This window comes from Microbulbifer agarilyticus, from assembly GCF_001999945.1.
Taxonomy (GTDB): Bacteria; Pseudomonadota; Gammaproteobacteria; order Pseudomonadales; family Cellvibrionaceae; genus Microbulbifer; species Microbulbifer agarilyticus_A.
Genome location: NZ_CP019650.1, coordinates 4,181,894 through 4,207,190, shown reverse-complemented (window position 1 = coordinate 4,207,190; position 25,297 = coordinate 4,181,894). Strand labels below are relative to the sequence as shown.

The window sequence follows — 25,297 nt, the reverse complement described above, 5'->3', positions numbered from 1 at the left end:
GCAGGAAATGCATCGACTGGAAAATAAAGTCGCGCTGGTTACCGGTGCTGCCAAGGGTATTGGGCGCGCGGTTGCCGAGTTATTTGCACAAGAAGGCGCAACGGTCATTCTCAGCGATATCGACGATACCCAGGGCCAGGTGGTCTGTTCGGAAATCGGCGGTGCGGCGCACTATATGCATCTGGATGTTGCCGAAGAGTCCCAGTGGGATTCGATTTCCAGCTCCATTGAGCAACAGTTCGGCCGGCTGGATATTCTGGTCAACAATGCCGGTATTACCGGCTTTATGGAAACAGAAGGCCCCTTTGATCCGGAGAACTTCAATCTACCGAGCTGGCAGAAAATCCATCAGGTCAACGTGGAGGGGGTGGCAATGGGTTGCCGGGCGGCGATCAAGCTGATGCAACAGGCAGCGCACGGCAGTATTGTTAACCTGTCTTCCCGCTCGGGGAATGTCGGTATTCCCGGCGCAGCGGCTTATGCGTCGAGCAAGGCCGCGATTCGCAACCACACCAAATCGGTCGCCCTGTATTGCGCGCAACAGGGGTATCGCATTCGTTGTAATTCCATTCACCCCGGCGCCATCCTCACGCCGCTGTGGGATTCGATTTTGGGCCAGGGGGCTGAGCGCGAGGAGGCTATCGAGAAAATCGCGGCAGATATTCCACTACGCACCATGGGCGAACCGATGGATGTGGCCTATGCCGCGCTGTATCTCGCATCGGACGAATCCAAATACGTCACCGGCACCGAACTGATGGTCGATGGTGGCATTCTGGCGGGCAGTACTGCTTCCCCGAAAAAGAAATAGCCCGCAAAAAATACCGAAATTATTGCGGTGTTGATCTGGGAATTGCCCACAGCAACCCATCGGTAATCAGTGTCGGAAACACACTCACGTGGTACTCCTCCGGTACCACCTTGGTTGTGACGGCAAGACCTGCGTAATCCCGCGATTCCAATTTCTGTTCAAATGCCAGCATATCGTCAACCATGGTGAAATGGCTGTGGGGTTTACCGTTTTCGTATTCGCCGATCACCATCATTACCTGTGCATCCAGTGTCTTGTGCTGCTTGGCATAGCGGGATTCGACTTCAAAGATCACCTTGTTGTCATACCACAGGGATGGGCTGCCAAGGATGTAGTAGTCGAACGCTTCGGGCTGGTCGAACAGAATTGATGCGCCGAGCAGGCCACCGAAGGAGTGCCCCACAAAAATCTTTTTGTGCGGGTGGATACGGTAGTGCTCGCTGAGATAGGGGAGCACCTCATCGGCGAGAAAGCGGATGTATTTCGCCGATTGACCGGAGGCCCGACGCGCGGCATCGGAGTGGCCACCTTTTTCATAGGGCGATGGGGTCGGTGTGTAATCGCGGGTGCGGCTGAGCCCGCCGTTATCGCCCTTGGAATAGGACACGCCCACCAGCACCACTTCTTCAATCTTTTTGCCGTGGTCGCCCAGTTGCCGGGTGATGCTACTGATCAATGGAAACGCATAGTCGGCGTCGTTGACCAGCACCAGCGGGTATTGCTGCTCGGTGTGGTGGAAAGAGCGCGGCAGCTTGATGAACAGTTCGTAGTCTTTGCCGTTGGCCTGCGAGTGGATATCCACCACCTGCGAGCCTTTGATTGTGTACGGTTTGATCGCGGAAGCTGGGGAGCTTTCCGCTTGGGCAAAAGCGAAGCTTGTCAGCGTGGCAAGCCCGCCACACAGCAGCAGACGGGCAAATAGATTTTTCACGACGCAGTCTCGTTATTAATTTTTTAGGAAATAGTCCCGTTCAGAGCGGTTGCGCCGGTATAAGTTCCCGTATTAAAGCCCCGGCTGCACCGCCTTGGTTCCTTTCTTCTGTTTCTTTTGACTGCTATCGCCGTCGTCCCAGTGGTGATCCAGGTGCAGGTCCGGATCGCGCCGGTCTTCTTGCAGTGCCTGCAACAGCTGTTCGCGATAGATCTTGGTCTGGGCAATATGCTGAGATTCATCGCGCCAGTACGGGAACAGCGACTCCAGCATGCGCTGGTCGTGCTGTTTGAATTTGCGTGCCGCGCGCAGGGCCTGGTGTTTGGACAGTCCCAGCAGTTGCAGCGCGCCCGCGCCGATTTCGATGGCACTGTCGACGGTCTCGCGGTAGATATACTTCACGCCCGCTTCCATCAACGCATACTGGTGCATGCGGTTGCGTGCACGGGCAAGGATGGTGAGGTGCGGGAAGTGCTTTTGGATGCGCGCGATGATATCCAGCGAGGCAGCCTGATCGCTCAGGGTGAGGATGATCAGCTTGGCGTTGTCGGCGCCGGCGGCGTGCAGCAAGTCGCCACGGGATGCATCACCATAGTAGGCCTTGATACCGTAGCGGCGAACCATCTCCAGCTGTTCCGCATTGTGCTCCAGCAGAGTGGTCTCGAAACCACAGGCGTTGATCATGCGCCCGGCAATCTGGCCGTAGCGGCCGTAACCAATAATGATTACCGGCGAGCCGTCGTCATGCGGGCCACTGTCGGCAATATCCGGCAGCTGCGGACCGGAGAAAAATCGCGGTTGGACCAGCTGCTCGTAAGCCAGTAGCAGCAGCGGGGTCAATGCCATCGACAGTGCAATCAGCGCGATCAGAATACTGCTGACGTCCGCGGGCAACACGTGGTTCTGGCTGGCGTAAGCCAGCAATACAAAACCAAACTCACCGGCCTGTGCCAGTGACAGTGCAAACAGCCAGTCCTCCCCTTTCGCCATGCCGCGAATGCGCGCCAGCGCGAACAGAATGATGAACTTCACCAGTACCATCAGCAGCAACAGGCCAAACAGCAACAGTGGCTTTTGCATGACCAGTGCGAGATCCAGGGTAGCGCCCACTGCCAGGAAGAAGAGGCCGAGCAACAAGCCCTTGAACGGCTCGATATCCGCTTCCAGCTCGTGGCGGAACTCGCTCTCTGCCAGCACCACGCCGGCAATAAAGGTACCCAGTGCTGGAGACAGCTCCAGCCAGCTCATCAGTGCGGCGGCACTCAGTACGATTAACAGTGCGCAGGCCGTGAACAGCTCGCGGGTGCGGGTGCCCACCACAATACGCAGCAGTGGCGTCAGCAGATAGCGCCCCGCCAGGATCAGCCCAATCACCGCGCCCAGCACCGCGAACGCGTAGCTCCAGCCCTGAAGGTCGTCGGGGTCGGGGGCAATCTCTACCGTCCCCAGCAAAGGCAGCAGGGCCAGAATGGGGATAACCGCGATATCCTGAAACAGCAGCACACTAAACGCGTTGCGCCCGCCCTCGGTCTTCAGCAGATTTTTTTCCGACAGGGACTGCAGCACGATGGCGGTGGAAGACAGCGCCAGGATCAGGCCGACCGCGGTGGCGCTGCGCCAGTCAAAACCAAACAGGGCGACGGCCAACCCGGAGACCGCCAATGCGGTCAGCAGCACCTGAGCGCCACCGGTGCCGAAAATCGCACCGCGCAGTGCCCATAGTTTCCTGGGTTGCAGTTCCAGGCCGATCAAAAACAGCATCAGGGCAACGCCGAATTCGGCAAAGTGCAATTCGTCGCTGGTGTCGCCAACCAGGCCAAAGGCATAGGGGCCGATCAGTACGCCGGCCACCAGGTAGCCCAGCACCGAGCCGAAACCAAGGCGCTTGGCCAGCGGTACCGAAATCACTGCGGCGCCGAGAAAAATCACGGTCTGAAGTAAAAAGTTATCTTGTGCCATAACGCTGTTTTGAATTTTATGTGCTGTAGATGGATGCCCCCCGGCACCCGTTGGTCTTGAAACTGGCAGCCCGTTATCTGCCTGCGTCTATTGCGCTTGTTGCCCCGCGTTCGGCGGCGGCACGTTGCTGGAATAATTCGCTTCGCGACTGCGGCGTATCAGCGGGGCAATAGTGGAGCCCTGAACCACGATGGAAAAGAGTACCACGCCGTAGGTCATCACCACCCACAGGTGCCCCAGGTCCTGAGTGCCCCCTCCATCCTCGCGATTTATTAAAACCCCAGACGGTATCGACATCGCCAACGCCAGCGCCAGACCACCGCGCAAGCCGCCCCAGATCAGGATGCGCTCGGTGTAGGGGTGGTACCTGCGGTGGCGCTTAAGGAACTGGAATGGAATGCTCACCGCGGCCACCCGGCCGATGAGCACAATTGCGATTGCGGCAACAATCATCAGGTAGTCGATGGGCTCGAAGGTGATTGTGATCAGGAACAGCCCCACCAGCAGGAACAAGATGCCGTTCAAAAACTCTTCGGTAATGTTCCAGAAGTTGTCCAGTTCGTGTTGGCTCACCCGCGAGAAACCGTGTTCGCGGGTGAAGTTGCCGATAATGATCCCCGATACCACCATCGCCAGTGCACCGGACACGCCGAGGATATTGGCGGTGGCAAAGCCGGCGGTGGGAATCACCAGGGTGAGCAGCAATTCCAGGCTGTGGTCATTGGTGGAGCAGATCAACCAGTGGAACAGCCCGCCGATGGCGAGACCGAGGGCGATACCGCCGAAGGCCTCCAGCATAAACAGGTGGCTGATGGCGGCGAATGTGGGTTCGGTGCCCTGAAACGCCAGCGCATACAGCACCGCGAACACCACCATGCCGAAGCCATCGTTGAACAGGGATTCCCCCTCTACCTGGATCGACACTTGTGACGGCGCCCTAAGGTTCTTGATGATCGCCAACACCGCGATGGGGTCGGTAGGGGAAATCAACGCGCCAAACAGCAGGCAATACACCAGCGGCACCGGCATGCCGAGCAGTCCGAGCAGGAAATACAGCAGGTAACCGACCACAAAGGTCGAGATCAGGGTGCCGAAGATCGCCAGTGCGGTGATCTCAACCTTCTGGTTGCGCAGCATATACAGGTCAATGTGCAGGGAGCCGGCAAACAACAGGAAGCCGAGCATGCCCTTCAACAGCAGGTCTTCCAGGTTCATCAGTGGCAGCAGCTGTGCCGCCCAGTCGCGCAGTTCAACGATTTCCAGCTTGCCCAGCCCGGTAACGATCAGCGACAGCGCCAGGGAGCCGGCGGTAATCGCAATGGTGGTCTGGGTGCGCAGCACATACTGGTTGAGGAATCCGAGGAAAACGGAGGCCGCAGCAATAAAACAAAAGGTGTAATAGACATCCATGTGAGCGCGGAATCTCCATACCGGGGTTGCATCTGGTCTGTAGGGCGCGCGGATCGTGCCCTACAAAACGCCCCAATGCGAGCGCAATATCCCGGCTGAATTTAATCGGTCAGGGTGCCGTTATTGTAGTCGCGCACGGCCTGCTCGATTTGCTCCCGCGTATTCATCACAAAGGGTCCGTAATGGGCGATGGGTTCATTCAGCGGATTGCCGTGCAGGACCAGTGCACCCATTTCCTCGGCGGCAATTAATTGCACCGATTCACCTGCGCCAAACAGCACCAGATTGCCGCGCTCCACCACGCCACGGCCGGTATCCAGCACGCCGCGGTAGATATACACCAGCACCGTGTGTGCCGCCGGCAGCGGAAGCTTGATCTCGGCACCGGCCGCCAGGCGCAGGTCGGCCACCGCCGCGCTGGCAGAGGTATCGAGCAGCGGCGCGCATTCCGGCTCGCCGGCGACCTGCCACTGGCCCGCAATCAGGCGGATCATCGAGCCCTGCTCATCGAGTGTGACTTCGCGCACCTGCTCCGGTTGCACATCGCGCCAGTCCGGGTCCGCCATCTTGTCCTTGGCCGGCATGTTGATCCACAGCTGAAAGCCGTGCATTCCACTCTCCCCTTGCGAGGGCATTTCCGAATGAATAATGCCGCGCCCGGCGCGCATCCACTGGGCACCGCCCTGGGAGATAGCGCCGCGATTGCCCAGGTGATCCTTGTGCTCGAACTCACCACTCAGCATATAGGTGAGGGTTTCGATACCGCGGTGCGGGTGCGGGGGGAAGCCGGCGATGTAGTCGTCGGGATTTTCCGAGCGAATTTCATCGATCATCAGGAAGGGGCTGAAGTCCGCAGACTGGAAACCTGCGACGCGATGAATTTTTACGCCGGCGCCATCAGCGGAGGGATGCCCCGCCACTACCCGCGCCGCGGGACGGGTTCCGGTGACGTTTGCGCTGTTCTGTGTGACGTTTTGCATGGTTCTGCTCCTCCATTTCCGGCAGTATAAGCCGATAAAATCGCCTGAAAATGGCAAAAAATCGCAGCTAATATTCGAACAAATTGATAGATCAACCGCAGGGCGTTTCGAGCGCATGGGTTTTGATCGCATCCGGACAAGGGACAGTCTATGGCCAAGGTAACCTTGGAACAGTGGCGCATGTTTCAGGCAGTGGTGGAGTACGGTGGCTTTTCGCAGGCCGCGGAAGCCGTGCACAAAAGCCAGTCTTCCATTAACCATGCGGTGCACAAACTGCAGGAGAGCCTGGGCATCGCCCTGCTGGAGGTGCGCGGGCGCAAGGCGGAACTGACTGATGCCGGGCGCGTGCTGCTGAACCGCGCGGGCGGCCTGTTGAATGAAGCCGAGGCACTGGAGTCGGTGGCCGAGAGTCTCGCCGCCGGCACCGAAGCCCAGCTGCGGCTGGCGGTGGATGTGCTGTTTGATTACGACGCGCTGCTTACCGCGGTCGAGCGTTTCGCCGAAGTCTACCCACACACGCGCCTGGAAATCCGCGAGACGGTTTTGTCGGGTGGCGAAGAGCTGCTGCTGCAGCAGGAAGTGGACTTTATCCTTTCCGCGCGCGCGCCGCAGGGCTTTGTCGGTGAGCCCCTCACCCGGGTGAAATTCCTGCCGGTGGCGCACCCGGATCACCCCTTGCACCACCTGGGCCGCCCGGTAAACCGTGAGGACCTCAAGGCCACGCGGCAGATCGTAATGCGGGATTCCGCGCTGAAGAATCGCCAGGATGCGGGCTGGCTGGGCTCCGATGAGCGCATTACCGTCACCAACGTGCACACCTCTATTGACCTGATCGAGCGCGGCCTGGGGTTTGCTTGGCTGCCGGAGCCGCGCATTCGCGATTCGCTCTGTGCCGACCGCCTGTTGCCGCTGCGCACCGAGGAGCCCTGGGAAAGGGATGTGATGGTGTACCTGTTCTTTGCCGACCGCGACCGCGCCGGCCCCGCGGCCAACATGCTGCTGAGTGCCCTGCGCGAAAGCCTGCCGCCACTGGACTGAGATGCCCCAGAATTTGTGAGACCAGAGTTTGTGATCAATGGAACAGGATAATCGCCCAATCCGCTGGGGCATCATTGGCTGCGGCAATGTCACCGAACTGAAGAGTGGCCCCGCGTTTAACAAGGTACAGGGCTCTGAGTTGCTGGCGGTGATGCGTCGCGATCGAGCAAAGCTCGCCGACTACGCCGAACGCCACGGGGTGCCAAAGACCTACGCCAATGCCGACGCATTGATTCAGGACCCGGAAATAGACGCCATTTACGTGGCGACACCGCCGGGCAGCCACCGCGAGTACGCGCTAAAAATTGCCGCCGCCGACAAGCACTGCTGCCTGGAAAAACCCATGGCGCTGAATTTTGCCGAGTGCGAAGAAATCGCCGCGGCCTTTGCCGGCCGTGACGCACAATTGTTTGTGGCTTATTACCGCCGCTCCCTGCCGCGCTTTAATCAGGTTAAGGCGTGGCTGGATGAAGGAAAAATCGGCGATGTGCGCCATATCAACTGGAGCTATGCGCGCACGCCATCCGCCGTGGACCTGTCCGCAGAATACAACTGGCGCACCGATCCTGCCGTATCCGGTGGCGGCCACTTTGTCGACCTGGCCTGCCACGGCCTGGACCTGTTTATTTATTTGCTGGGCGACATTCGCGACGCCAGGGGCATCGCCGTCAACCAGCAAAACCTGTACGACGTCGAAGACGCCGTATCTGCCTGCTGGGTATTCGACAATGGCGCCACCGGTTCCGGCTTCTGGAACTTTGGCTGTGCCGAATACGGCGATGAAGTGATAATTCACGGCAGCCGCGGCAGCATCCGCTTTTCCGTGTTTGCCGATGCGGCCCTGGTGCTGGAGAGTGCCAATGGGTCGGAGCACGTGGAAATCCCCCATCCGGAGAATATCCAGTTCTTCCATATCGAAAACATGGTCAAACACCTCAATGGCACGGGGCGCCACCCGGTCGCCGGCGCCGAGGGCGGCAAGGCCTCGCGGGTGATGGACCAGATCCTCGCTGGGCTAGTGGGCTAGTGGGCTAGCGGCGGCAAGATTGGCTAAACCTTCCGCTGATCCCTTCGGCAATCCTTTCGGTAATTCCCTCCAAGGAAACATCACGTCAAAGTCCGAAAAAATCGTAGATTCGTGCCAATAATTTGCGATTTTTGTTTCGAAAAGTCGAATTACACTGAACAGCGTTGTCACTCCATACACTTTCCGTTTCGACGGCTAATTACGAGGACTCTGCTATGCAAAACGGTGCACTGTGTGATTTCGGCAAACTGATCGGTCGCATTCTCATTTCGGTGATGTTTATCGTTGCCGGCTACAGCAAGATCGGCGCCTACGCGGGTACCCAGGAATATATGGCGGCCGCGGGTGTACCCGGCATTTTATTGCCGCTGGTTATTCTGCTTGAGCTGGGCGGTGGCCTGGCGATTCTCTTCGGTTTCTTCACCCGCTGGGTGGCACTGGCGTTTGCCGTCTTCTGTGCACTGAGTGCCTGGTTGTTTCACAACGTACCGGGCGACCAGATGCAGCAGATCATGTTTATGAAAAACATCACCATCGCTGGCGGCTTCCTGATCCTGGCATGCGCCGGCGCGGGTAAATTCAGCTTTGATCACGCCATGGCGAAAGTGAAAAACCGCTGATCGCCAATCACAACCTCTACACGGAGCACAAACATGGGACTCTTGGTTAAAGGCGAGTGGAAAGATCGCTGGTATGAAACCGACAAAAGCGGTGGTGAGTTTGAGCGTGAAGCGGCGCAGCTGCGCAACTGGGTGACCGCCGACGGCAGTGCCGGCCCAAGTGGTGAGAGTGGTTTTCAGGCCGAGAAAGGCCGTTATCACCTTTATGTTTCCCTCGCTTGCCCCTGGGCGCACCGCACGCTGATATTCCGCAAGCTGAAGGCATTGGAAGATTACATCACCGTGTCCGTGGTCAGTCCCTACATGCACGAGCACGGCTGGACCTTCAACCAGGAGGAAGGCAGTAGCGGCGATGCGCTGTTTGGCAGCGAATTCCTGTACGAGGTGTACACCCGCAATCGTGGTGATTACTCCGGACGGGTGACGGTGCCGGTGCTGTGGGACAAGCAGCGCAATTGCATTGTCAGCAACGAGTCGTCGGAAATCATCCGCATGTTCAATACCGCGTTCAACGACCTGACCGGGGATGATCAGGATTTCTACCCCGAGGACTTGCGCGGCGATATAGAGGCCACCAACGCGCTGGTTTACGAAAACGTCAATAACGGCGTGTATCGTGCGGGCTTTGCCACCAGCAAGAACGCCTACGAAGCGGCGTACCATCGCCTGTTCGAGGTGCTCGAGCAATTGGAGCGCCGTCTGGCGGACAATCGCTACCTAACCGGGGATCGCATCACCGAGGCGGACTGGCGACTGTTTACTACACTGGTCCGGTTCGATCCGGTGTACCACGGCCACTTCAAGTGCAACAAGCAGCGCCTGGCGGATTATCCGAACCTGTGGGGCTATGTGCGCGAGCTGTACCAGTGGCCCGGGGTTGCGGAAACGGTGGATTTTCACCATATCAAAACCCACTATTACGCCAGTCACCTGAACATTAACCCCACCGGCATTGTGCCTGTGGGCCCGGAGCTGGATTACGCGGCGCCTCACGGCCGCGGTTGATGCGCGGCTCCCGTGTCGGGCGCGCTGATCTCGCTCAAAACCAAAAAAAGGAAATCTGATGAAGTTGTTTTATGCACCCGGTGCCTGCTCATTATCCCCCCATATTGTTGCCTGTGAGGCGGGGATTGATCTGGAGCTGTGCAAGGTCAACCTGAAAACCAAAGAGATGGATGGCGGTGCTAATTTCACCGAGGTCAATCCCAAGGGGCAGGTTCCCGCGCTGCAGCTGGAGGGTGGCGAACTGCTGACCGAAGGCCCGGCGATCGTGCAGTTTCTCGCCGAGCAGAAGCCGGAGCATAACCTGGCGCCAAAATATGGCTCGCTGGCGCACTACCGGGTGCTGGAGTGGCTGAATTACCTGGCCACCGAAGTGCACAAGACCTTCCTGCCGTTGTTCTGGGGTGGTACCGATGATGAAAAGGCGCTGGCCAGTAAAAAACTTGCCAAGCGCTTTCAGTACATCGAGGACAGCATGGTGGGCGATTACCTGATGGGCGACGACTTCTGCATCGCCGACGCCTACCTGTTTACTGTGTATAACTGGTGCAAGTTTGTCGACGTCGACACCAGCGCCTGGCCGAAGCTCGCGGCCTTTGCCGCACGCATGTCCCAGCGCCCGGGTGTGCAGAAGGCGCTCAAGGCCGAAGGGCTGATTTAACCCGGGCCATCATTTCCTTTCTGATATTTCGATCGGTCGTCGCGCTTTCGCCACAAACAAAACCAGGCATAGCGCGGCGGCTGAGCAGCACAACATGCCCAGCGCAATCGGCACCAGGGTGCCGGTGTGCACCGCGCTTACCGTCCCACCAAGTACCCCGCCAAAAATAAACAGCGATGCACCGAATAGCGCATTGGCGGTACCGCTGATCGAGGGGAAGAATTCCAGATAACAGGCCGCCGAGTTAGGCGTGATCAGGCCGATGGTGGCCATCGCCAGCACCAATGGAATCATCCACGCCAGCAATGGCTGCTGCGCGCCATAGTAGAGGGTGCTGCCCAGCAACAGCGCACAAAACACCAGTTGCAGCGCGATACCCGCCAGTAGGATCTGGCGCGGCTCGAAGACCTTCAGCAAGCGAATGTTCAGCTGCACCAGAATCACCAGGCCCAGTACACAGCTGCCAAATAGAATCGGAAAGGTCTGCGGGCTGACCCCGAAATGCTCCATAAACACAAACGGCGCGGTGGTGATGTAGATGAACATGCAACCGCTGACAAACGCCTGCCCAAATAAAAAGCCCAGTGCCCGTGGGGTGCGGAAAATCTCTGCGTAGCCCTGAAACATACTGCGGCGGGGCTGGCGCTGGCGCCGCGCGCGGCGAAAGCGCGACACGGTTTCCGGCAAAATGCCGCGCACCAGCACCATCATCGCCAGACCGTAGACCAGCAGGAAGATAAAGATCGCGTGCCAGTCGCCGAAAGTCAGCAGGGTGGAACCGATCACCGGCGCCACCATCGGCGCAATAAGCATCATGGTGGCAATCAGCGACATGATGCGCGCTGCCTCGCGGCCGTGGTACAGGTCGCGCACGATGGCGCCGCAGATAACCGTGGCAAAACCGCCGCCCGCGGCCTGGAAGAAGCGCAGCGCCACCAGCATTTCTACGCTGTTGGTAAACAGAATCAGCGTGGTGCTGACGATAAACACGCTGAGACCAATGGTTCCCACCAGAATACGTCCCCAACGATCCGACAGCGGGCCACCAAACAGCTGGCCCAAAGCGAAACCGAGCAGATAGCTGGAAACCGAGTGCTGTACCTGCGCCACTTCCACGCCCAGTGCTACGGCCATTGCGGGAATAGCGGGCAGGTACGTATCGATGGCAAACGGCGTCAACGCTACCAGCGCGGCGAGACAGGGAGCGAGCCAGCGCGGTGGACGGCCGTCGGCGTCGAAGAAATTCGGGGGCATATCAAACCGGTAAATAAGGGAGCTTTGGGTACAGCGGCAACGCCAGTGGGAGCCCGTGAGCCAATGGTCAAAGCATAGTCATTGGCGGATATTACCTGCGGGCGGCGGCATAGTAGCGGGCGCGCCCGGCAGATGCCATGGGTGCTGGGGAATATATGGTGAGTGGTTTTCTACTAAGGAGGGGTAAGCGCTGCCATTAGCAGCGCATTCACAGCAAATAGCCGCTTCTTGTACTTTCTTAGTGCTTTTCTTCGCGCAAGTTATACAGGCCCTGCTTCAGCTTCAGCAGGTGTTCCTGCAGCTGCGGGCCCTTGCGCTGGGCAACGCCGATGGCGAGTACGTCGATCACCACCAGGTGGGCGATACGGGAAGAGAGCGGCGTGTAGAGTTCGATGTCCTCCTCCACATCCACTTCCAGGGGAATACTGGATTGGCGGGTCATGGGTGAGCCGCTGGGGCCGAGGCCAATCACCGTGGCGCCCTGCTGCTTGGCCATTTCCATGGAGCGCAGCAGCGAGGAGGTGCGGCCGCTCTGGGAGATGGCAACCACCACATCGCCGGGCTGCATGCTCATGGCGGACATGCTCTGCATATGGTGATCGGAGTGGGCCGCGGTGGCCATCTGCAGGCGGAAGAACTTGTGTTGGGCGTCGGCGGCTACGGCGCCAGAGGCGCCAAAACCAAAAAATTCCACGCGTTTGGCGGCAGCGATGGCAGAAATTGCCGCTTCCAGGGCGCGGCCATCAATCTTATCGCGCACGTTCAGCAGGGTATCGACGGTGGAGTCGAACACCTTGCGTTTGTACTCGGCGATGGAGTCGGTTTCGGTGACCGCGATCTGGCCAAAACTCGGGCTGGAAGCCAGCTGCTGGGCGAGGTTCAGCTTGAATTCCTGGAAGCCGGAGCAGCCCACGGCGCGGCAGAAGCGCACCACGGTCGGTTCGCTCACCTGTGCTTCGGTGGCGAGATCGACAATACGCATATGAATGATTTCGCCCGGATTGGCGAGGATATATTCCGCAACCTTGCGCTCCGATTTGCGCATGGAACTCAGCTGCTCGCTGATTTTTTGCGTGACTTCCGCTGGCTTCACGACAACACCTTCTATGGTTCAAGTTGTGCAGTTTAGCGGCATGGCTCGGTGCTGGCGAGCCTTGGCTTGGTTTGATTGTGGCTTGGTGGCGGCACTGCTAGCGGGTCGGCCTCCACGAGACACGCCGTAAACCCATCCCTGGGGGCTCGGCTGCGGCCGTCCTGGCCGCAGACGGTCTCATGGAGGCCGACCCGCTAGCAGCGCCTTCGCATCAAGTTTCTGCGGTTTAAAACCCTGTTTATATACCCAGTTCTCCCCCTACCCCTGATACAATCCGCCCCATGGACGTATCTGAACTTTTAGACCCCCTCAACGACCCCCAGCGCGAAGCCGTGGCCGCGCCTCCGGGCAATCAATTGGTTCTGGCCGGTGCCGGCTCGGGCAAGACCCGCGTGCTGGTGCACCGTATTGCCTGGTTGATGCAAGTGGAGGGGGCGTCGCCCTACTCCATTATGGCGGTGACCTTTACCAACAAGGCCGCGCGCGAGATGCGCGGGCGTATCGAGGAACTGCTCGGGGTAAACACCTTTGGCATGTGGGTGGGCACCTTTCACGGCCTCGCCCATCGGTTGCTGCGCGCGCACTGGCAGGAAGCGAAGCTGCCGCAGAATTTCCAGATTCTTGATTCCGACGACCAGCTGCGCCTGATCAAGCGGGTGCAGAACGAACTGGGCCTCGACGAGAAGAAGTGGTCGCCGCGGGAAACCCAGTGGTGGATTGGCGCGCAGAAGGATGAGGGAATTCGTCCCCAGTATATCCAGCTGACTGGCGACCCCTGGCTGCAGACCATGGTGCGTATCTACAGTGCCTATGAAGAGGCCTGCCAGCGCGCCGGCGTGGTGGATTTTGGCGAGCTGTTGCTGCGCGCCCACGAACTGCTGCTGAACAATGACAGCATCCTCGCGCACTACCGCCGCCGCTTCCCGTTTATCCTGGTGGACGAATTCCAAGATACCAACACCATTCAATATGCGTGGCTGCGCCTGCTTGCCGGCGACCAGTGTGCGATCACCGCGGTGGGCGATGACGACCAGTCAATCTATGGCTGGCGCGGTGCCAAGATCGAGAATATCCAGCACTTCGAAGCGGACCTGAAAGAGGTGCAGACGGTACGCCTAGAGCAGAACTACCGTTCCACCAGCACCATTCTGAACGCCGCCAACGCCGTTATCGCGCACAACTCCGGTCGCCTCGGCAAACAACTGTGGACCGAGGGCGACAAAGGCGAGCCGATTTCCCTGTATTCCGCCTACAACGAACAGGATGAGGCGCGCTTTATTGTCGAGCGTATTCAGGACTGGGTGCGCGATGGCAATCGCCGCGACAGCATCGCCATTCTGTACCGTTCCAATGCCCAGTCGCGGGTGCTGGAAGAAGGCCTGCTGCGTGAGCAGGTGCCCTATCGTATTTACGGTGGCCAGCGCTTCTACGAGCGCATGGAAATCAAGAATGCGCTCTCCTATATGCGCCTAATGACCAATCGCCACGACGACACCTCGTTCGAGCGGGTCGTCAACACGCCCACGCGCGGCATTGGTGCGCGTACAGTGGATACGGTGCGGGCGTTCGCGCGCGAGCACGGCTGCTCCCTGTGGAGCGCCGCGGAAAAAATGCTGCAGCAAAAGGTGCTGGCCGCCCGCGCCGGCAATGCCCTAGGTAACTTCCTCAGCCTGATCGACGCGTTGGACGAAGAGAGCACCGACAAGACCCTCGACCACATCGCCGAGCTGGCCATTGAACAGACCGGCCTGATCGAATTCCACGGCAAGGAAAAAGGCGAGAAAGGCCAGACCCGCGTGGAAAACTTGCAGGAACTGGTCAGTGCCTGCCGCGGCTTCGACGGTATTCCTACCGCCGATGCCGATGGCGAAGCGGTAGACGAGGAGGAGATTCCCTTGCTCAACCAGTTCCTCGACAGCGCCGCACTGGATGCCGGTGAAGGCCAGGCGGATGAGTTTGAAGATGCGGTGCAGCTGATGACCCTGCACTCCGCCAAGGGGCTGGAATTCCCGCTGGTATTTATGGCCGGTGTGGAAGAAAACCTGTTCCCACACAAAATGTCGGCCCAGGAACCCGGGCGCATGGAGGAAGAGCGTCGCCTGTGTTACGTGGGTATCACCCGCGCCATGCAGAAGCTGTACATCACCTATGCGGAAAGTCGCCGCCTGTTCGGCAGCGAGACTTACAACAAGCCGTCGCGGTTTGTGAGTGAGATTCCGGTGGAGTATATCCACGAGGTGCGCCTGAAAACCGAAATCTCCAAACCGCTGTTCCAGCCCAACTATGGGAAATTCGGCGGTAGCGCCGGCCAGTTCTCCGACCCGGCACCAGAATTCGACGACGATCTGCCACCGCTGGCACTGGGCGGCCGCGTGGATCACGCCAAGTTTGGCGAAGGCACTGTAATGCAGTTTGAAGGTTCCGGTCCGCGCGCGCGGGTACAGGTCAACTTCGACGACGCAGGTAGCAAATGGCTGGTAGTATCCATGGCCAAGCTGCAGCCGCTGTAAGTTCTTCTAATAGAGCTGAGCGCTGAAAACTTGGATGCGTGAAATCGCATCCACCACCCCGGGCCAGGTGCCCGGGGCCAATACACAATAAAAATTCAAACGGACATGAAAAAAATAAACTGGTATCCCCCCGTTATCTTGGGCCTGCTTGCGCTGTTGGTGCTGACCTTTGGCAGCCTGGTAATTTCTCGCTCAGATGAGAAGCAGGCGATTACCGCCATCGAAAATGCCGGCCAGCAAACCTTTGAGTGGAAGATGGTTACTACCTGGCCGAAAAACTTCCCTGGCCTCGGCAGTGCCCCCGAGCGATTTGCCAAGAACGTCGACGCCATGTCCAACGGTCGCCTGAAGATCAAGGTGTTCGGTGCCGGCGAACTGGTGCCCGCCATGGGGGTATTCGGTGCGGTATCCAGCGGTGCGGCGGAGGCCGGCCACGGTGCGGCCTATTACTGGAAAGGCAAAATCCCCGCGGCCCAGTTTTTTACCGCGGTGCCGTTTGGCCTGAATGCACAGGAAATGAATGGCTGGCTGCACTACGGCGGTGGCCTCGAACTGTGGGAAGAACTCTACGAACCCTTCGACCTGATCCCAATGGCCGGCGGCTCCACCGGCGTGCAGATGGCGGGCTGGTTCAACAAGGAAATCAATTCCGTCGACGACCTGAAGGGCCTGAAGATGCGTATCCCGGGTCTCGGTGGCGAAGTCCTGAACCGCGCCGGCGGCACCGCCGTGACCATCCCCGGTGGTGAACTGTATACCGCGCTACAGACCGGCGTGATCGACGCGACCGAATGGGTTGGCCCCTACAACGACCTCGCCTTCGGTTTTCACCAGATCGCCAAATACTACTACTATCCTGGGTGGCACGAGCCGGGCTCGGTGCTGGAAATCCTGATCAACAAAACCGCATTCGAGAAACTGCCAGAAGACCTGCAGTCCATCGTGCGTGTCGCCGCGCGCGACGCCAATCAGGATATGCTGGATGAATACACCGCGCGCAATAACCGCGCGCTCAAGGAGCTGGTGGAAGAGCACGGTGTCGAGTTGCGCAAATTACCGGACGAGGTGATCGCGCACCTGAAGGAAATCAATCAAGGCATCATGCAGGAAACCGCGGCCAAAGATCCGCAGTTCAACCGGGTGTATCAGGCCTTCCAGGATTTTGAAGCGCAGGTAATTCCGTATCACCGGATTAGTGAAGAGGCGTATTACGAGACGCGTGAAATAAATCAGCATTAAAAAAGGGGCCGTACGGCCCCTTTTTTAATGCCAATCTTTACCAAATCATATCGGAATAAGAGTGCGCGGGAGACTATTTGTAAAAATTTTTCTGTATAAAATTAAAACAGTTAACGCGATATTATACTCTTTTTGAACATATTCTTTATCAATTTTAACCGAATTACTTTTGTGGACGGTTGTTCTGGATAATAATTTGAGTTCCGGTCTGATTGACTGGCAATCTTTAACAATAATGCCAACATAAAAAACTTGGGGTTTATCTATGAAGTGTAAATTATTGGCCATATTAGCCTTTGGGGTGGTGTTTTTGTCCGGTTGTGCGGGAGCGCCTCAAATGCCGGTTTCTCCGGACACCGTATTTTGGCAAGAATCCAGTAAGCGGATAGGCGTTGTCGTTTCTGATGTGCCGGAGCCGAATGTATACCTCCCTGGTGCAAGCTGTCTGTTGTGTCTGGCCGCTGCAGAGGTGGCAAATTCATCTTTGAGTAAGCACACCGACACGCTGTCAACGGATGATGCCAAAACTTTGAAGACTGATTTGCAGACACTGTTGGAAGCGAATAACGTAGAAGTCGTGGAAATCTCTGAACCCGTGCTCTTCAACAAATTGCCGAAATTTAAATCTGAGGTTCCGAATACCGCAAAGCGTGACTTTACTGGATTTAAGGAGCAGTACAATATTAGTCACCTGTTGGTGATGAATGTTCATGCAGTTGGCATGCATCGCTCCTACTCAAGCTATATTCCTACAAGTGACCCTAAAGGCTATTTTAGTGGTCTGGGGTATTTGGTAGACCTATCTGATAACACTTATAAATGGTACAAGCCCGTAACTGTTACTAAAGCAGTAACTGAAGAGTGGGATGAGGCCCCTACATTCCCAGCGTTGACGAACGCTTACTATCAGGCGATTGCTGAAGGCAAAGAAATCATAATGTCTTCTCTGGATAGTAAAACGGCCGAGAACTAAGTTAAGTTCTATATCTATAAAGGTGCACCTGATTATTTAGGTGTGCCTTTTTTTTCGAAAAAATTTATTTATTTCTGGTTTAGTTACAAAAGTTTTTAAATGAAAAAAATAATTATTGTTGCTATTTCACTATTCGTTGTCGCATGTGCTAGTTCAAAGAATCAGAACTATGTAAAGCACGTAGCAGCTAGCGCAGAAGTGACAACTGGTTCGACTCTTCTGGTCAAGGTGGAAGCTAGTACACCGGTGTCTTTCTATGGGGAGGTCGATTTAGACCATCTAAATTTTGAGCATGGCTCTATGATGTACGCCGCCAATACACCGGGTGTATTTGCCGCTTCAATTCTGGCCCATGCAGTTATCGCGGGTTCAGCGAAGGACAGTCAAAAAGCGAAAGCACAGGAAGAAGCTAATCAGGTATTGTTGCCTTATACAGAGGCGATAGAGGAAATTACGGAAGTAGGATTGGTCCAGAATTCTCTTGATCGTGGCAATTTTACTGCATTTCAGTTTGTGCCATGGACCGAAGGCGCCGATAGTAATTGGTCCGTTGTGGTAAAGCCGGTATTTTTAATGTCTCAAGATCAACAAGCATTGACGTTGAAAAATGCCATTACTTTGCTCTCGAACGACAACGAAGAAACACCGTCATATCAAAATTTGATAGAAGTCGTATCAGTGCCAGTAGATTCGCAAAAAGTGTTGGCCAACGAAGACCTTGATTCACTTACCACGGATCTATTTGTGAAATCTCTCACTATTCTGGAGGCTGAGCTTCAAGGTAAACACTTGAAAAAAATGGATCAGCAGACATTAAGCTATCTTCACGCGGGTAAAAAGAAATATGAACGGGGAGTAATTCTTGCCACTCATTGTGACCGGATTACCTTTCGCTCATTGCGGGGCTGGATAAAATCTGTACCTGTAAAAATGGAAGATTGTCAGGAAGTTGGTGAGTCTATAGGTGAATCCGAAGTGTTGTAGGCGAGTTCATCGCTTACTTTCGAGTCAGAAATAAAAAACGGGGCTATTAGCCCCGTTTTTTATGAGTATCTGAATGTGACAAATATAGAGCTTACGGAAGCGGGCGGGTGCGGCCGCGGTCGTCGATGGCCACAAACACAAATTCCCCTTCGGTCACTTTTACCTGCTCACCGGTATCTACCCGGGTCAGCCAGACTTCGACCAGCGTTTTGATGGAGGAGCGGCCCACTTCGACGGCTTCGGCGTAGCAGCTTACCGTGGAGCCAACCGGTACCGGGCGCAGGAATACCATGCTGCCAACGGCGACGGTGGTCACGCGCCCACGGGCGATGCCTTGGGCGAGGATGGCCCCAGCGACGTCCATCTGCGACATCAGCCAGCCGGCAAAAACGTCTCCCTGGGGGTTGGTATCCCGGGGCATGGACTGGGTCTGCAGGGTCAGGGTTCCGCTCGGTTGCGGTTCTTCATCAATGGCGGACATCACAGGTGCTCACTAATTCTTAGACTTATTGGCCCGGCGGTGGATTTGGGGTCACCGAACCGGGTGGCGCATTCTAACACAATCTGGGCACTAAATGACCAGATGCATGGGTTAATTCTGTGAGCGCTGCCCGGTGTGGAACCCCATCAGGATGTCATGACGTCATATAGGCGGGCAGCCAAGTCGCCAGCGCTGGCCACATGGCCAGCAGGCACATCACCGCCAGCTGGATGGCAATAAACGGAATCACCCCGCGGTAGATGGCCCCGGTAGCTACTTCCGCTGGCGCCACGCCCCGCAGATAGAAGAGCGCGAATCCGAAAGGTGGAGTGAGGAACGAGGTCTGTAGGTTCAGCGCGATCATCACACCCAGCCACACCGGGTCCAGGCCCATGGCCAGCAGCACCGGGCCGACAATCGGCACCACCACAAAAGTGATCTCGATAAAGTCGAGAATAAAGCCGAGCAGGAAGATCACCAGCATTACCAGCAGGGTCGCGCCGATAATGCCGCCCGGCAGGCTCTCGAAGAAGTGGGTAACCACTTCCTCACCACCGAACCCGCGGAATACCAGCGAAAATAGCGAGGCACCGATCAGGATCGCGAACACCATGGCGGTGACCTGCAGGGTACTCTGCCCTACTTCGCCGGCGCGGGACCAGTTCAGGGCACCACGCCCCCAAGCCAGGATACCGGCACCGAGCGCGCCTACGGCCGCGGCCTCGGTCGGGGTGGCGGCACCGGTAATGATCGAGCCGAGCACCAGCAACATCAGGGCAATGGGCGGGAACAGGCTTTTCAGGGTCTGCAGTAATTCCACATTTTCACTGGTGCTGCGTTCGGCGGCAGGTTCACGACGGGCAATAAACAGCAGATACAGAATGTAGGCAGCGACCAGCAGCAGTCCCGGGATAATCGCGCCCATAAACAGGTCGCCTACACTCACCGGTTTCGGGTTGAAGATACCCTGGGAGAGCTGAGCCTGTTGATAGGCATTGGACAGGGTGTCTCCCAGCAGTACCAAGGCGATAGACGGCGGGATAATCTGGCCGAGTGTACCGGTGGCACAGATAGTGCCGGTGGCGAGCTTGGGAGAATAGCCGCGCTTCAACATGGTGGGCAGGGACATCAGGCCCATGGTTACCACGGTGGCGCCGACAATACCGGTACTCGCTGCCAACAGTGCGCCCACCACCACCACAGACACCGCCATGCCGGCGGGGATTCCGGAGAATACCCGCGCCAGATTCACCAGCAGGTCCTCGGCGATCCGCGCCCGCTCCAGCATCACTCCCATCAATACAAACAGCGGCACCGCCATCAGGGTGCCGTTTTGCATAATGCCGTAGAGGCGGTCGGGAAATGCGCGCAGCAGGCCGGCATCAAACACGCCGCCGACAATGCCGAGCCCGGCAGCCAACAGTGCGGTGCCGCCGAGAGTAAATGCCACCGGATAGCCGGCCATTAGCGCCGCACACACGGCGACGAACATCAGCAGGGGAATAAGCTCCATCATGCGCTGGCCTCCCCGGCAGCTTCGCGCACCAGTGGGTGCGGTTGCTGTTCTGGTTCCCGCTTAGTAGGTGTTTCGGCTGCTTTGGAAACGATATTGGCGGTGTCATCGCTGGATTCCGCCTGCATCAGCGTGTGCAGTGCGCGCGCCAGTTGGCTGAGTCCCTGCAGTGCGAGGGTGGCGGCGGCCAGTGGGATCAGACTCTTCAGCAGGTAGACACCGCCGAGGCCATCCGCGCTGTTGCTGGTCTCCTGTACGGCCCAGCTACTGGCGGCAAATTGCAGACTGCCGTAACCGATAAACACACACAGCGGCAGCAGGAAGATCAGGCAGCCCACCGCATCCACCCACGCCTTACCTCGGGGCGACAGCTTGCGGTACACCACATCCACGCGCACATGGGCGTTGGATTGCAGGGCGTAGGCGAGACCGAGCATCAGCGCGGCGCCATGCAAATAAGCCACTGAATCCTGCATGGCCAGCGACCCGCCATCGAAGCCGTAGCGCATCGCCACCACCAGGCTCTGAATGACTACCATCGCCAGAGTGAACCAGCCCAGAACACGTCCGCAGCCGCCGGCAAACCGGTCGAGGGCACCGGCGGCACGTAGCAGAAACATCATGTGAATACTCTCAAATCTTCTTTATTGTTCTGTTATCAGAGGGGCACAGCCTACCTTTTGGCCAGAAATTGCGCCAGCACGGTGTGGGCTCCGGCCACAGCTGACTTGTATCCCGAGCTTGGTCATGAAATGAGCAGATGACTGTAACCTGTTTGTAACTTTTCATTCATAGAATCGTCACCAGTTGGAAATAGCATGCTCCGCGTGCAGATAATTCGACCACTTATGGAGACACCATGAACAACCGTTTCGCGAGTAAAAAAGTCCTGGCTTCGGCCCTGGCGGCCCTGACTATTGCGGCCTCCAACGCGGCCCTGGCAGCGCGCGATCACATCAGCATCGTCGGTTCCTCAACCGTTTACCCGTTCACCACTGTTGTTGCCGAGCGTTTCAGCCGCGCCACTCAGTTCAAGACCCCGGTTGTTGAATCCACCGGTACCGGCGGCGGCATGAAGCTGTTCTGTCAGGGTGTTGGTGAGAGCACGGCCGACATCACTGGTGCTTCCCGTCGCATCAAGCAGTCCGAGCTGGAAATGTGTAACGGCAACGGCGTTGACGTTGTTGAAGTTCAGATCGGTTATGACGGCATCGTGCTGGCGAACGCCAAGACTGCCAAACCGTTCGAGCTGAGCCGCAAGGACATCTTCCTGGCGCTGGCCAAAGACGTGCCGAACCCAGACGGTTCCGAGTCTCTGGTACCTAACCCGTACAAAACCTGGAAAGACGTAAACCCGACTCTGCCGGCTGCGAAGATCGAAGTTCTGGGCCCGCCCCCGACTTCCGGTACCCGTGACGCTTTCGCTGAACTGGCGATGGAAGGTGGCTGTAAGAAGTTTGATTGGATCGCTGCCAAGAAGAAGTCTGACAAGAATGCTTACAAAGCTATCTGTCACAACGTTCGTGAAGACGGCTTCTACGTAGAAGCGGGCGAGAACGATAACCTGATCGTGAACAAGCTGGCTGCCAACCCCAACGCACTGGGCATCTTCGGCTTCAGCTTCCTGGATCAAAACGCGGACAAAGTTCAGGGCTCCCTGATCGAAGGCCAAGAGCCGACATTTGAATCCATCGCTGACAACAGCTACCCGGTTTCCCGTCCGCTGTTCGTTTACGTGAAGAAAGCGCACGTTGACGTGGTACCAGGCATTAAGCAGTTCCTGGCCGAGTTCACCAACGACCGCGCCTGGGGTGAGGAAGGCTACCTGGCAGACAAGGGTATGATCCCGCTGCCGACCGCCGAGCGTCAGAAGGTTGCCAACAACGTTCGCAAGCTGAACGCACTGACCAACCTAGCTGCTAAATAACAGCTAAATAAAAGGTAGATGGATTTACCGGCCAAGCCCTTTCAAGGGCTTGGCTTTTTACGTATATATACACCGCAATTTTTACCGCGCCATGCAATTGTGGATACAACCGTTGATAATGGCCGACGTTTTTTGTACCTAGAGATAACTGAGCGAATCGATGCAGACTCCTACTCTCTTCGCCCTGCTGCTGTTGCTGATACTGGTGGCCTACGGCACTGGTTTTAGCCGCGCGATTGCCGCTGCCCGCAGTGGCGGTGGTGTCCGCAGCCTGGCGTCATTGCCGAGCTATTACGGCGTGCACACCGCACTCTGGTGTGGTCTTCCCGCCCTGATTATTCTGGGTTGCTGGCTTGTTTTTGACGATGCGATTATTCGCGCAATGGTGATGGGCGGTATCGCTGACAAGCCGGAGTCCATTGCCGGGCAAAATCTGCTGTACGCGCAGATCCAGAATCTGGCGGCGGGCAACTTGGTTGGCAACGTGACCCCGCAACTGCAAGACGCTGCTGCACATCTGGAGAGTCTGCGTGAAAGTGGTCGCTGGATGCAGACCGCATTGATCCTGATTCTGTCAATCGGTCTCGGTGCCTACGCATTCCTGCGTATTTCTCCGGAGATGCGCGCGCGGGAAAAAGTCGAAAAGGTACTGCGCATTATTCTGTTGGCATGCGCTTGTGCGGCCATCTTCACTACCGTGGGTATTCTGCTGTCGGTACTGTTCGAGTCGCTGCGTTTCTTCCAGTCGGTACCGGTAACTGAATTCCTGTTTGGCCTGCACTGGAGCCCACAGATGGCACTGCGTGCGGACCAGGTTGGCTCCAGTGGTGCCTTTGGCGCGGTACCGCTGTTTACCGGTACCCTGCTGGTTTCCGCCATCGCCATGTTTGTGGCGGTGCCGGTGGGCCTGATGTCCGCCATTTACCTGGCCGAATACGCCGGCAAAAGAGTGCGCTCTGTAGCCAAGCCGCTGCTGGAAATCCTCGCCGGTGTACCCACCGTGGTCTACGGCTTCTTTGCCGCCCTGACCGTCGCCCCGTTTATCCGTGACCTCGCCCAGTCTATGGGTCTGCAGGCATCCAGTGAAAGTGCGCTGGCTGCCGGTCTGGTGATGGGGGTAATGATTATTCCGTTCGTGTCGTCTCTGTCGGATGACGTGATCAATGCAGTGCCCCAATCCCTGCGCGATGGCGCGCTGGGCCTTGGTTCCACCAAGTCTGAAACGGTACGTAAAGTGGTGATCCCCGCCGCACTGCCGGGCATCGTCGGTGGTGTGTTGCTGGCGGTATCCCGCGCAATTGGTGAAACCATGATCGTAGTGATGGCCGCAGGTCTCGCCGCGAATCTCACCGCAAACCCACTGGAGTCGGTCACTACGGTTACCGTACAAATTGTGACGCTGTTGGTGGGTGACCAGGAGTTTGACAGTCCGAAGACTCTCGCCGCCTTTGCACTTGGTCTGATGCTGTTTATCAGCACCCTGATTCTGAACTTTATTGCCCTGCACGTAGTGAAAAAATACCGGGAACAGTATGACTGATCTGACTCAATCCAACTTGACCCAGGAAGAAGTGCGCGAGCGTATCGAAGCGCGCCTTGCCAGCCGTCATCGCAAGGAAAAGATCTTTCGCGGTTTTGGTATCGCCAGTATCGCCTTTGGCATACTCGCGGTCGTAGTGCTGTTTACCGACATTATCAGCAAGGGCAGCAGCGCGTTCGTTCAGACTGACATCGAGCTGAACGTAACCTACGATCCTGCGGTCCTAGGTATCGATACTGTGGATGACGAGAGCCTGGCGTGGGCCAACTTTGATGCGGTGATTCGCACCGCCCTGCGCGAGCGCTTCCCCGATGTCAGTGGCCGCCGCGACAAGCGCGAACTCTACTCACTGGTATCTAACGGTGCTGGCTTTGAATTGCGTGAACGCCTGCAGGAAAACCCGGCGCTGCTGGGTAAAACGGAAACCCTGTGGTTCAACGCTGACGACGACGTGGACACCTATGTAAAAAGCCTGTCCAAGTCCGAAGAGGGTTTCCTGGGGCGTACCTCCGAGCAGAAAGCGGGATGGATCAAATCCTTGCTGGCGACAGGCGAACTGGAGAAGCGCTTTAACACTACCTTTTTTACCAATGGTGATTCCCGCGAGCCTGAGCAGGCCGGTATTCGCGCGGCCTTGATGGGCTCGCTGTTTACCCTGCTGGTCACCCTGGCATTGTCCTTCCCCATTGGTGTGGCTGCGGCGATTTATCTGGAAGAGTTTGCACCAAAGAATCGCTGGACCGATCTGATCGAGGTGAATATCAACAACCTCGCCGCGGTTCCTTCCATCGTATTCGGCCTGCTGGGGCTGGCGATCTTTATCAACTTCTTCGAGCTGCCGCGCTCTGCGCCGCTGGTTGGCGGCCTGGTGCTGACCCTGATGACCCTGCCGACGATCATTATTTCCAGCCGTGCCGCATTGAAGTCGGTGCCGCCATCGATTCGCGAAGCGGCCATGGGCATGGGCGCCTCGCGTATGCAGGTAGTGCTGCACCACGTATTGCCGCTGGCGATGCCCGGTATGCTCACCGGCGCCATTATCGGTATGGCACAGGCGCTGGGCGAAACTGCGCCGCTACTGATGATCGGTATGGTGGCCTTTATTGTGGACGTACCGCACGGCATTACTGACCCGTCCACGGTACTGCCGGTACAGATTTTCCTGTGGGCAGACAGCCCGGAGCGCGCCTTTGTTGAGCGTACCTCCGCCGCGATCATGGTACTGCTGGCAGTCCTGATCACCATGAACACCTGCGCAGTATGGTTGCGCAAAAAACTCGAGCGCCGCTGGTAATGCGCGTCTGCATAACCTTCGGATGTTAAGATCGCGAATCGAGAGTGAGC

General features: G+C 57.3%; 22 protein-coding genes. 13 read left to right on the top strand and 9 right to left on the bottom strand.

From position 1 onward, the window contains the following. The first annotated feature begins 7 nt into the window (after window positions 1-7). Window positions 8-811, top strand: coding sequence for a glucose 1-dehydrogenase (locus Mag101_RS17510; protein WP_077407862.1), 804 nt, complete (start codon window positions 8-10; stop codon window positions 809-811). Window positions 812-830: 19 nt separating this feature from the next. On the opposite strand, the gene Mag101_RS17505 is transcribed toward Mag101_RS17510, so the two are convergent. The 4 genes from Mag101_RS17505 to Mag101_RS17490 all read right to left on the bottom strand — a co-directional run bounded on the left by Mag101_RS17505 (window position 831) and on the right by Mag101_RS17490 (window position 6,091). Further along, complete coding sequence (locus Mag101_RS17505; RefSeq protein ID WP_157520481.1) at window positions 831-1,742, bottom strand: alpha/beta hydrolase; 912 nt, start codon at window positions 1,740-1,742, stop codon at window positions 831-833. A 72-nt stretch (window positions 1,743-1,814) separates the two neighbouring features. Continuing rightward, the gene (locus tag Mag101_RS17500) at window positions 1,815-3,701 is read right to left on the bottom strand and encodes a monovalent cation:proton antiporter-2 (CPA2) family protein (protein WP_077407860.1); all 1,887 of its coding nucleotides are present in this window, start codon (window positions 3,699-3,701) and stop codon (window positions 1,815-1,817) included. 87 nt (window positions 3,702-3,788) lie between these two features. Beyond that, window positions 3,789-5,111 carry a cation:proton antiporter gene (locus Mag101_RS17495; RefSeq protein ID WP_077407858.1) on the bottom strand — a complete coding sequence of 441 codons (1,323 nt, stop codon included), beginning with the start codon at window positions 5,109-5,111 and terminating at the stop codon, window positions 3,789-3,791. A gap of 101 nt (window positions 5,112-5,212) precedes the next feature. Then, entirely contained in the window at window positions 5,213-6,091 is an 879-nt protein-coding gene (locus Mag101_RS17490) for a pirin family protein (RefSeq protein ID WP_077407856.1), read from the bottom strand. A 150-nt stretch (window positions 6,092-6,241) separates the two neighbouring features. Here Mag101_RS17490 and Mag101_RS17485 point away from each other — a divergent pair, with 150 nt between their 5' ends. From Mag101_RS17485 to gstA, 5 genes are all read left to right on the top strand, one after another. Next, complete coding sequence (locus Mag101_RS17485) at window positions 6,242-7,129, top strand: LysR family transcriptional regulator (protein ID WP_077407854.1); 888 nt, start codon at window positions 6,242-6,244, stop codon at window positions 7,127-7,129. A gap of 37 nt (window positions 7,130-7,166) precedes the next feature. Continuing rightward, window positions 7,167-8,156: a Gfo/Idh/MocA family protein gene (locus tag Mag101_RS17480; protein WP_077407852.1), complete on the top strand. Its 990-nt coding sequence runs from the start codon at window positions 7,167-7,169 to the stop codon at window positions 8,154-8,156. Window positions 8,157-8,371: 215 nt separating this feature from the next. After that, a complete protein-coding gene (locus Mag101_RS17475; RefSeq protein WP_077407850.1) occupies window positions 8,372-8,776 on the top strand; it encodes a DoxX family protein in 405 nt (134 codons plus the stop codon). Window positions 8,777-8,809: 33 nt separating this feature from the next. Then, window positions 8,810-9,781, top strand: coding sequence for a glutathione S-transferase family protein (locus Mag101_RS17470; protein ID WP_077407848.1), 972 nt, complete (start codon window positions 8,810-8,812; stop codon window positions 9,779-9,781). 58 nt (window positions 9,782-9,839) lie between these two features. Next, window positions 9,840-10,439, top strand: a complete 600-nt coding sequence (gstA, locus tag Mag101_RS17465; RefSeq protein ID WP_077407846.1) for a glutathione transferase GstA — start codon at window positions 9,840-9,842, stop codon at window positions 10,437-10,439. A 9-nt stretch (window positions 10,440-10,448) separates the two neighbouring features. On the opposite strand, the gene Mag101_RS17460 is transcribed toward gstA, so the two are convergent. After that, on the bottom strand, window positions 10,449-11,693 hold the full coding sequence (locus Mag101_RS17460) for a multidrug effflux MFS transporter (RefSeq protein ID WP_077407844.1): 1,245 nt from the start codon (window positions 11,691-11,693) through the stop codon (window positions 10,449-10,451). A gap of 238 nt (window positions 11,694-11,931) precedes the next feature. After that, on the bottom strand, window positions 11,932-12,738 hold the full coding sequence (gene hexR, locus Mag101_RS17455; protein ID WP_335645080.1) for a transcriptional regulator HexR: 807 nt from the start codon (window positions 12,736-12,738) through the stop codon (window positions 11,932-11,934). Window positions 12,739-13,067: 329 nt separating this feature from the next. Between hexR and uvrD the strand changes: the two genes are divergently transcribed. The 4 genes from uvrD (at window position 13,068) to Mag101_RS17435 (ending at window position 18,492) form a co-directional block, all read left to right on the top strand. Then, window positions 13,068-15,296, top strand: a complete 2,229-nt coding sequence (uvrD, locus tag Mag101_RS17450; protein ID WP_077407842.1) for a DNA helicase II — start codon at window positions 13,068-13,070, stop codon at window positions 15,294-15,296. A gap of 105 nt (window positions 15,297-15,401) precedes the next feature. Further along, complete coding sequence (locus Mag101_RS17445) at window positions 15,402-16,535, top strand: TRAP transporter substrate-binding protein (RefSeq protein ID WP_077407840.1); 1,134 nt, start codon at window positions 15,402-15,404, stop codon at window positions 16,533-16,535. 265 nt (window positions 16,536-16,800) lie between these two features. Continuing rightward, complete coding sequence (locus Mag101_RS17440) at window positions 16,801-17,508, top strand: hypothetical protein (RefSeq protein WP_157520478.1); 708 nt, start codon at window positions 16,801-16,803, stop codon at window positions 17,506-17,508. 99 nt (window positions 17,509-17,607) lie between these two features. Beyond that, window positions 17,608-18,492: a hypothetical protein gene (locus Mag101_RS17435; protein ID WP_077407836.1), complete on the top strand. Its 885-nt coding sequence runs from the start codon at window positions 17,608-17,610 to the stop codon at window positions 18,490-18,492. Between the two features lie 91 nt (window positions 18,493-18,583). On the opposite strand, the gene Mag101_RS17430 is transcribed toward Mag101_RS17435, so the two are convergent. The 3 genes from Mag101_RS17430 to Mag101_RS17420 all read right to left on the bottom strand — a co-directional run bounded on the left by Mag101_RS17430 (window position 18,584) and on the right by Mag101_RS17420 (window position 21,109). After that, window positions 18,584-18,973: an acyl-CoA thioesterase gene (locus Mag101_RS17430; protein WP_077407834.1), complete on the bottom strand. Its 390-nt coding sequence runs from the start codon at window positions 18,971-18,973 to the stop codon at window positions 18,584-18,586. Between the two features lie 154 nt (window positions 18,974-19,127). Continuing rightward, a complete protein-coding gene (locus Mag101_RS17425; RefSeq protein ID WP_077407832.1) occupies window positions 19,128-20,489 on the bottom strand; it encodes a TRAP transporter large permease in 1,362 nt (453 codons plus the stop codon). Then, complete coding sequence (locus Mag101_RS17420; protein ID WP_232325074.1) at window positions 20,486-21,109, bottom strand: TRAP transporter small permease subunit; 624 nt, start codon at window positions 21,107-21,109, stop codon at window positions 20,486-20,488. Before Mag101_RS17420 ends, Mag101_RS17425 begins: the two co-directional genes overlap by 4 nt. 236 nt (window positions 21,110-21,345) lie before the next feature. Between Mag101_RS17420 and Mag101_RS17415 the strand changes: the two genes are divergently transcribed. From Mag101_RS17415 to pstA, 3 genes are all read left to right on the top strand, one after another. Further along, entirely contained in the window at window positions 21,346-22,413 is a 1,068-nt protein-coding gene (locus Mag101_RS17415; RefSeq protein ID WP_077407830.1) for a PstS family phosphate ABC transporter substrate-binding protein, read from the top strand. A gap of 160 nt (window positions 22,414-22,573) precedes the next feature. Further along, window positions 22,574-23,953, top strand: coding sequence for a phosphate ABC transporter permease subunit PstC (gene pstC / locus Mag101_RS17410; protein ID WP_077407828.1), 1,380 nt, complete (start codon window positions 22,574-22,576; stop codon window positions 23,951-23,953). Then, on the top strand, window positions 23,946-25,247 hold the full coding sequence (pstA, locus tag Mag101_RS17405; RefSeq protein WP_077407826.1) for a phosphate ABC transporter permease PstA: 1,302 nt from the start codon (window positions 23,946-23,948) through the stop codon (window positions 25,245-25,247). The genes pstC and pstA overlap by 8 nt, the downstream gene beginning before the upstream one ends. Window positions 25,248-25,297 lie beyond the last annotated feature (50 nt).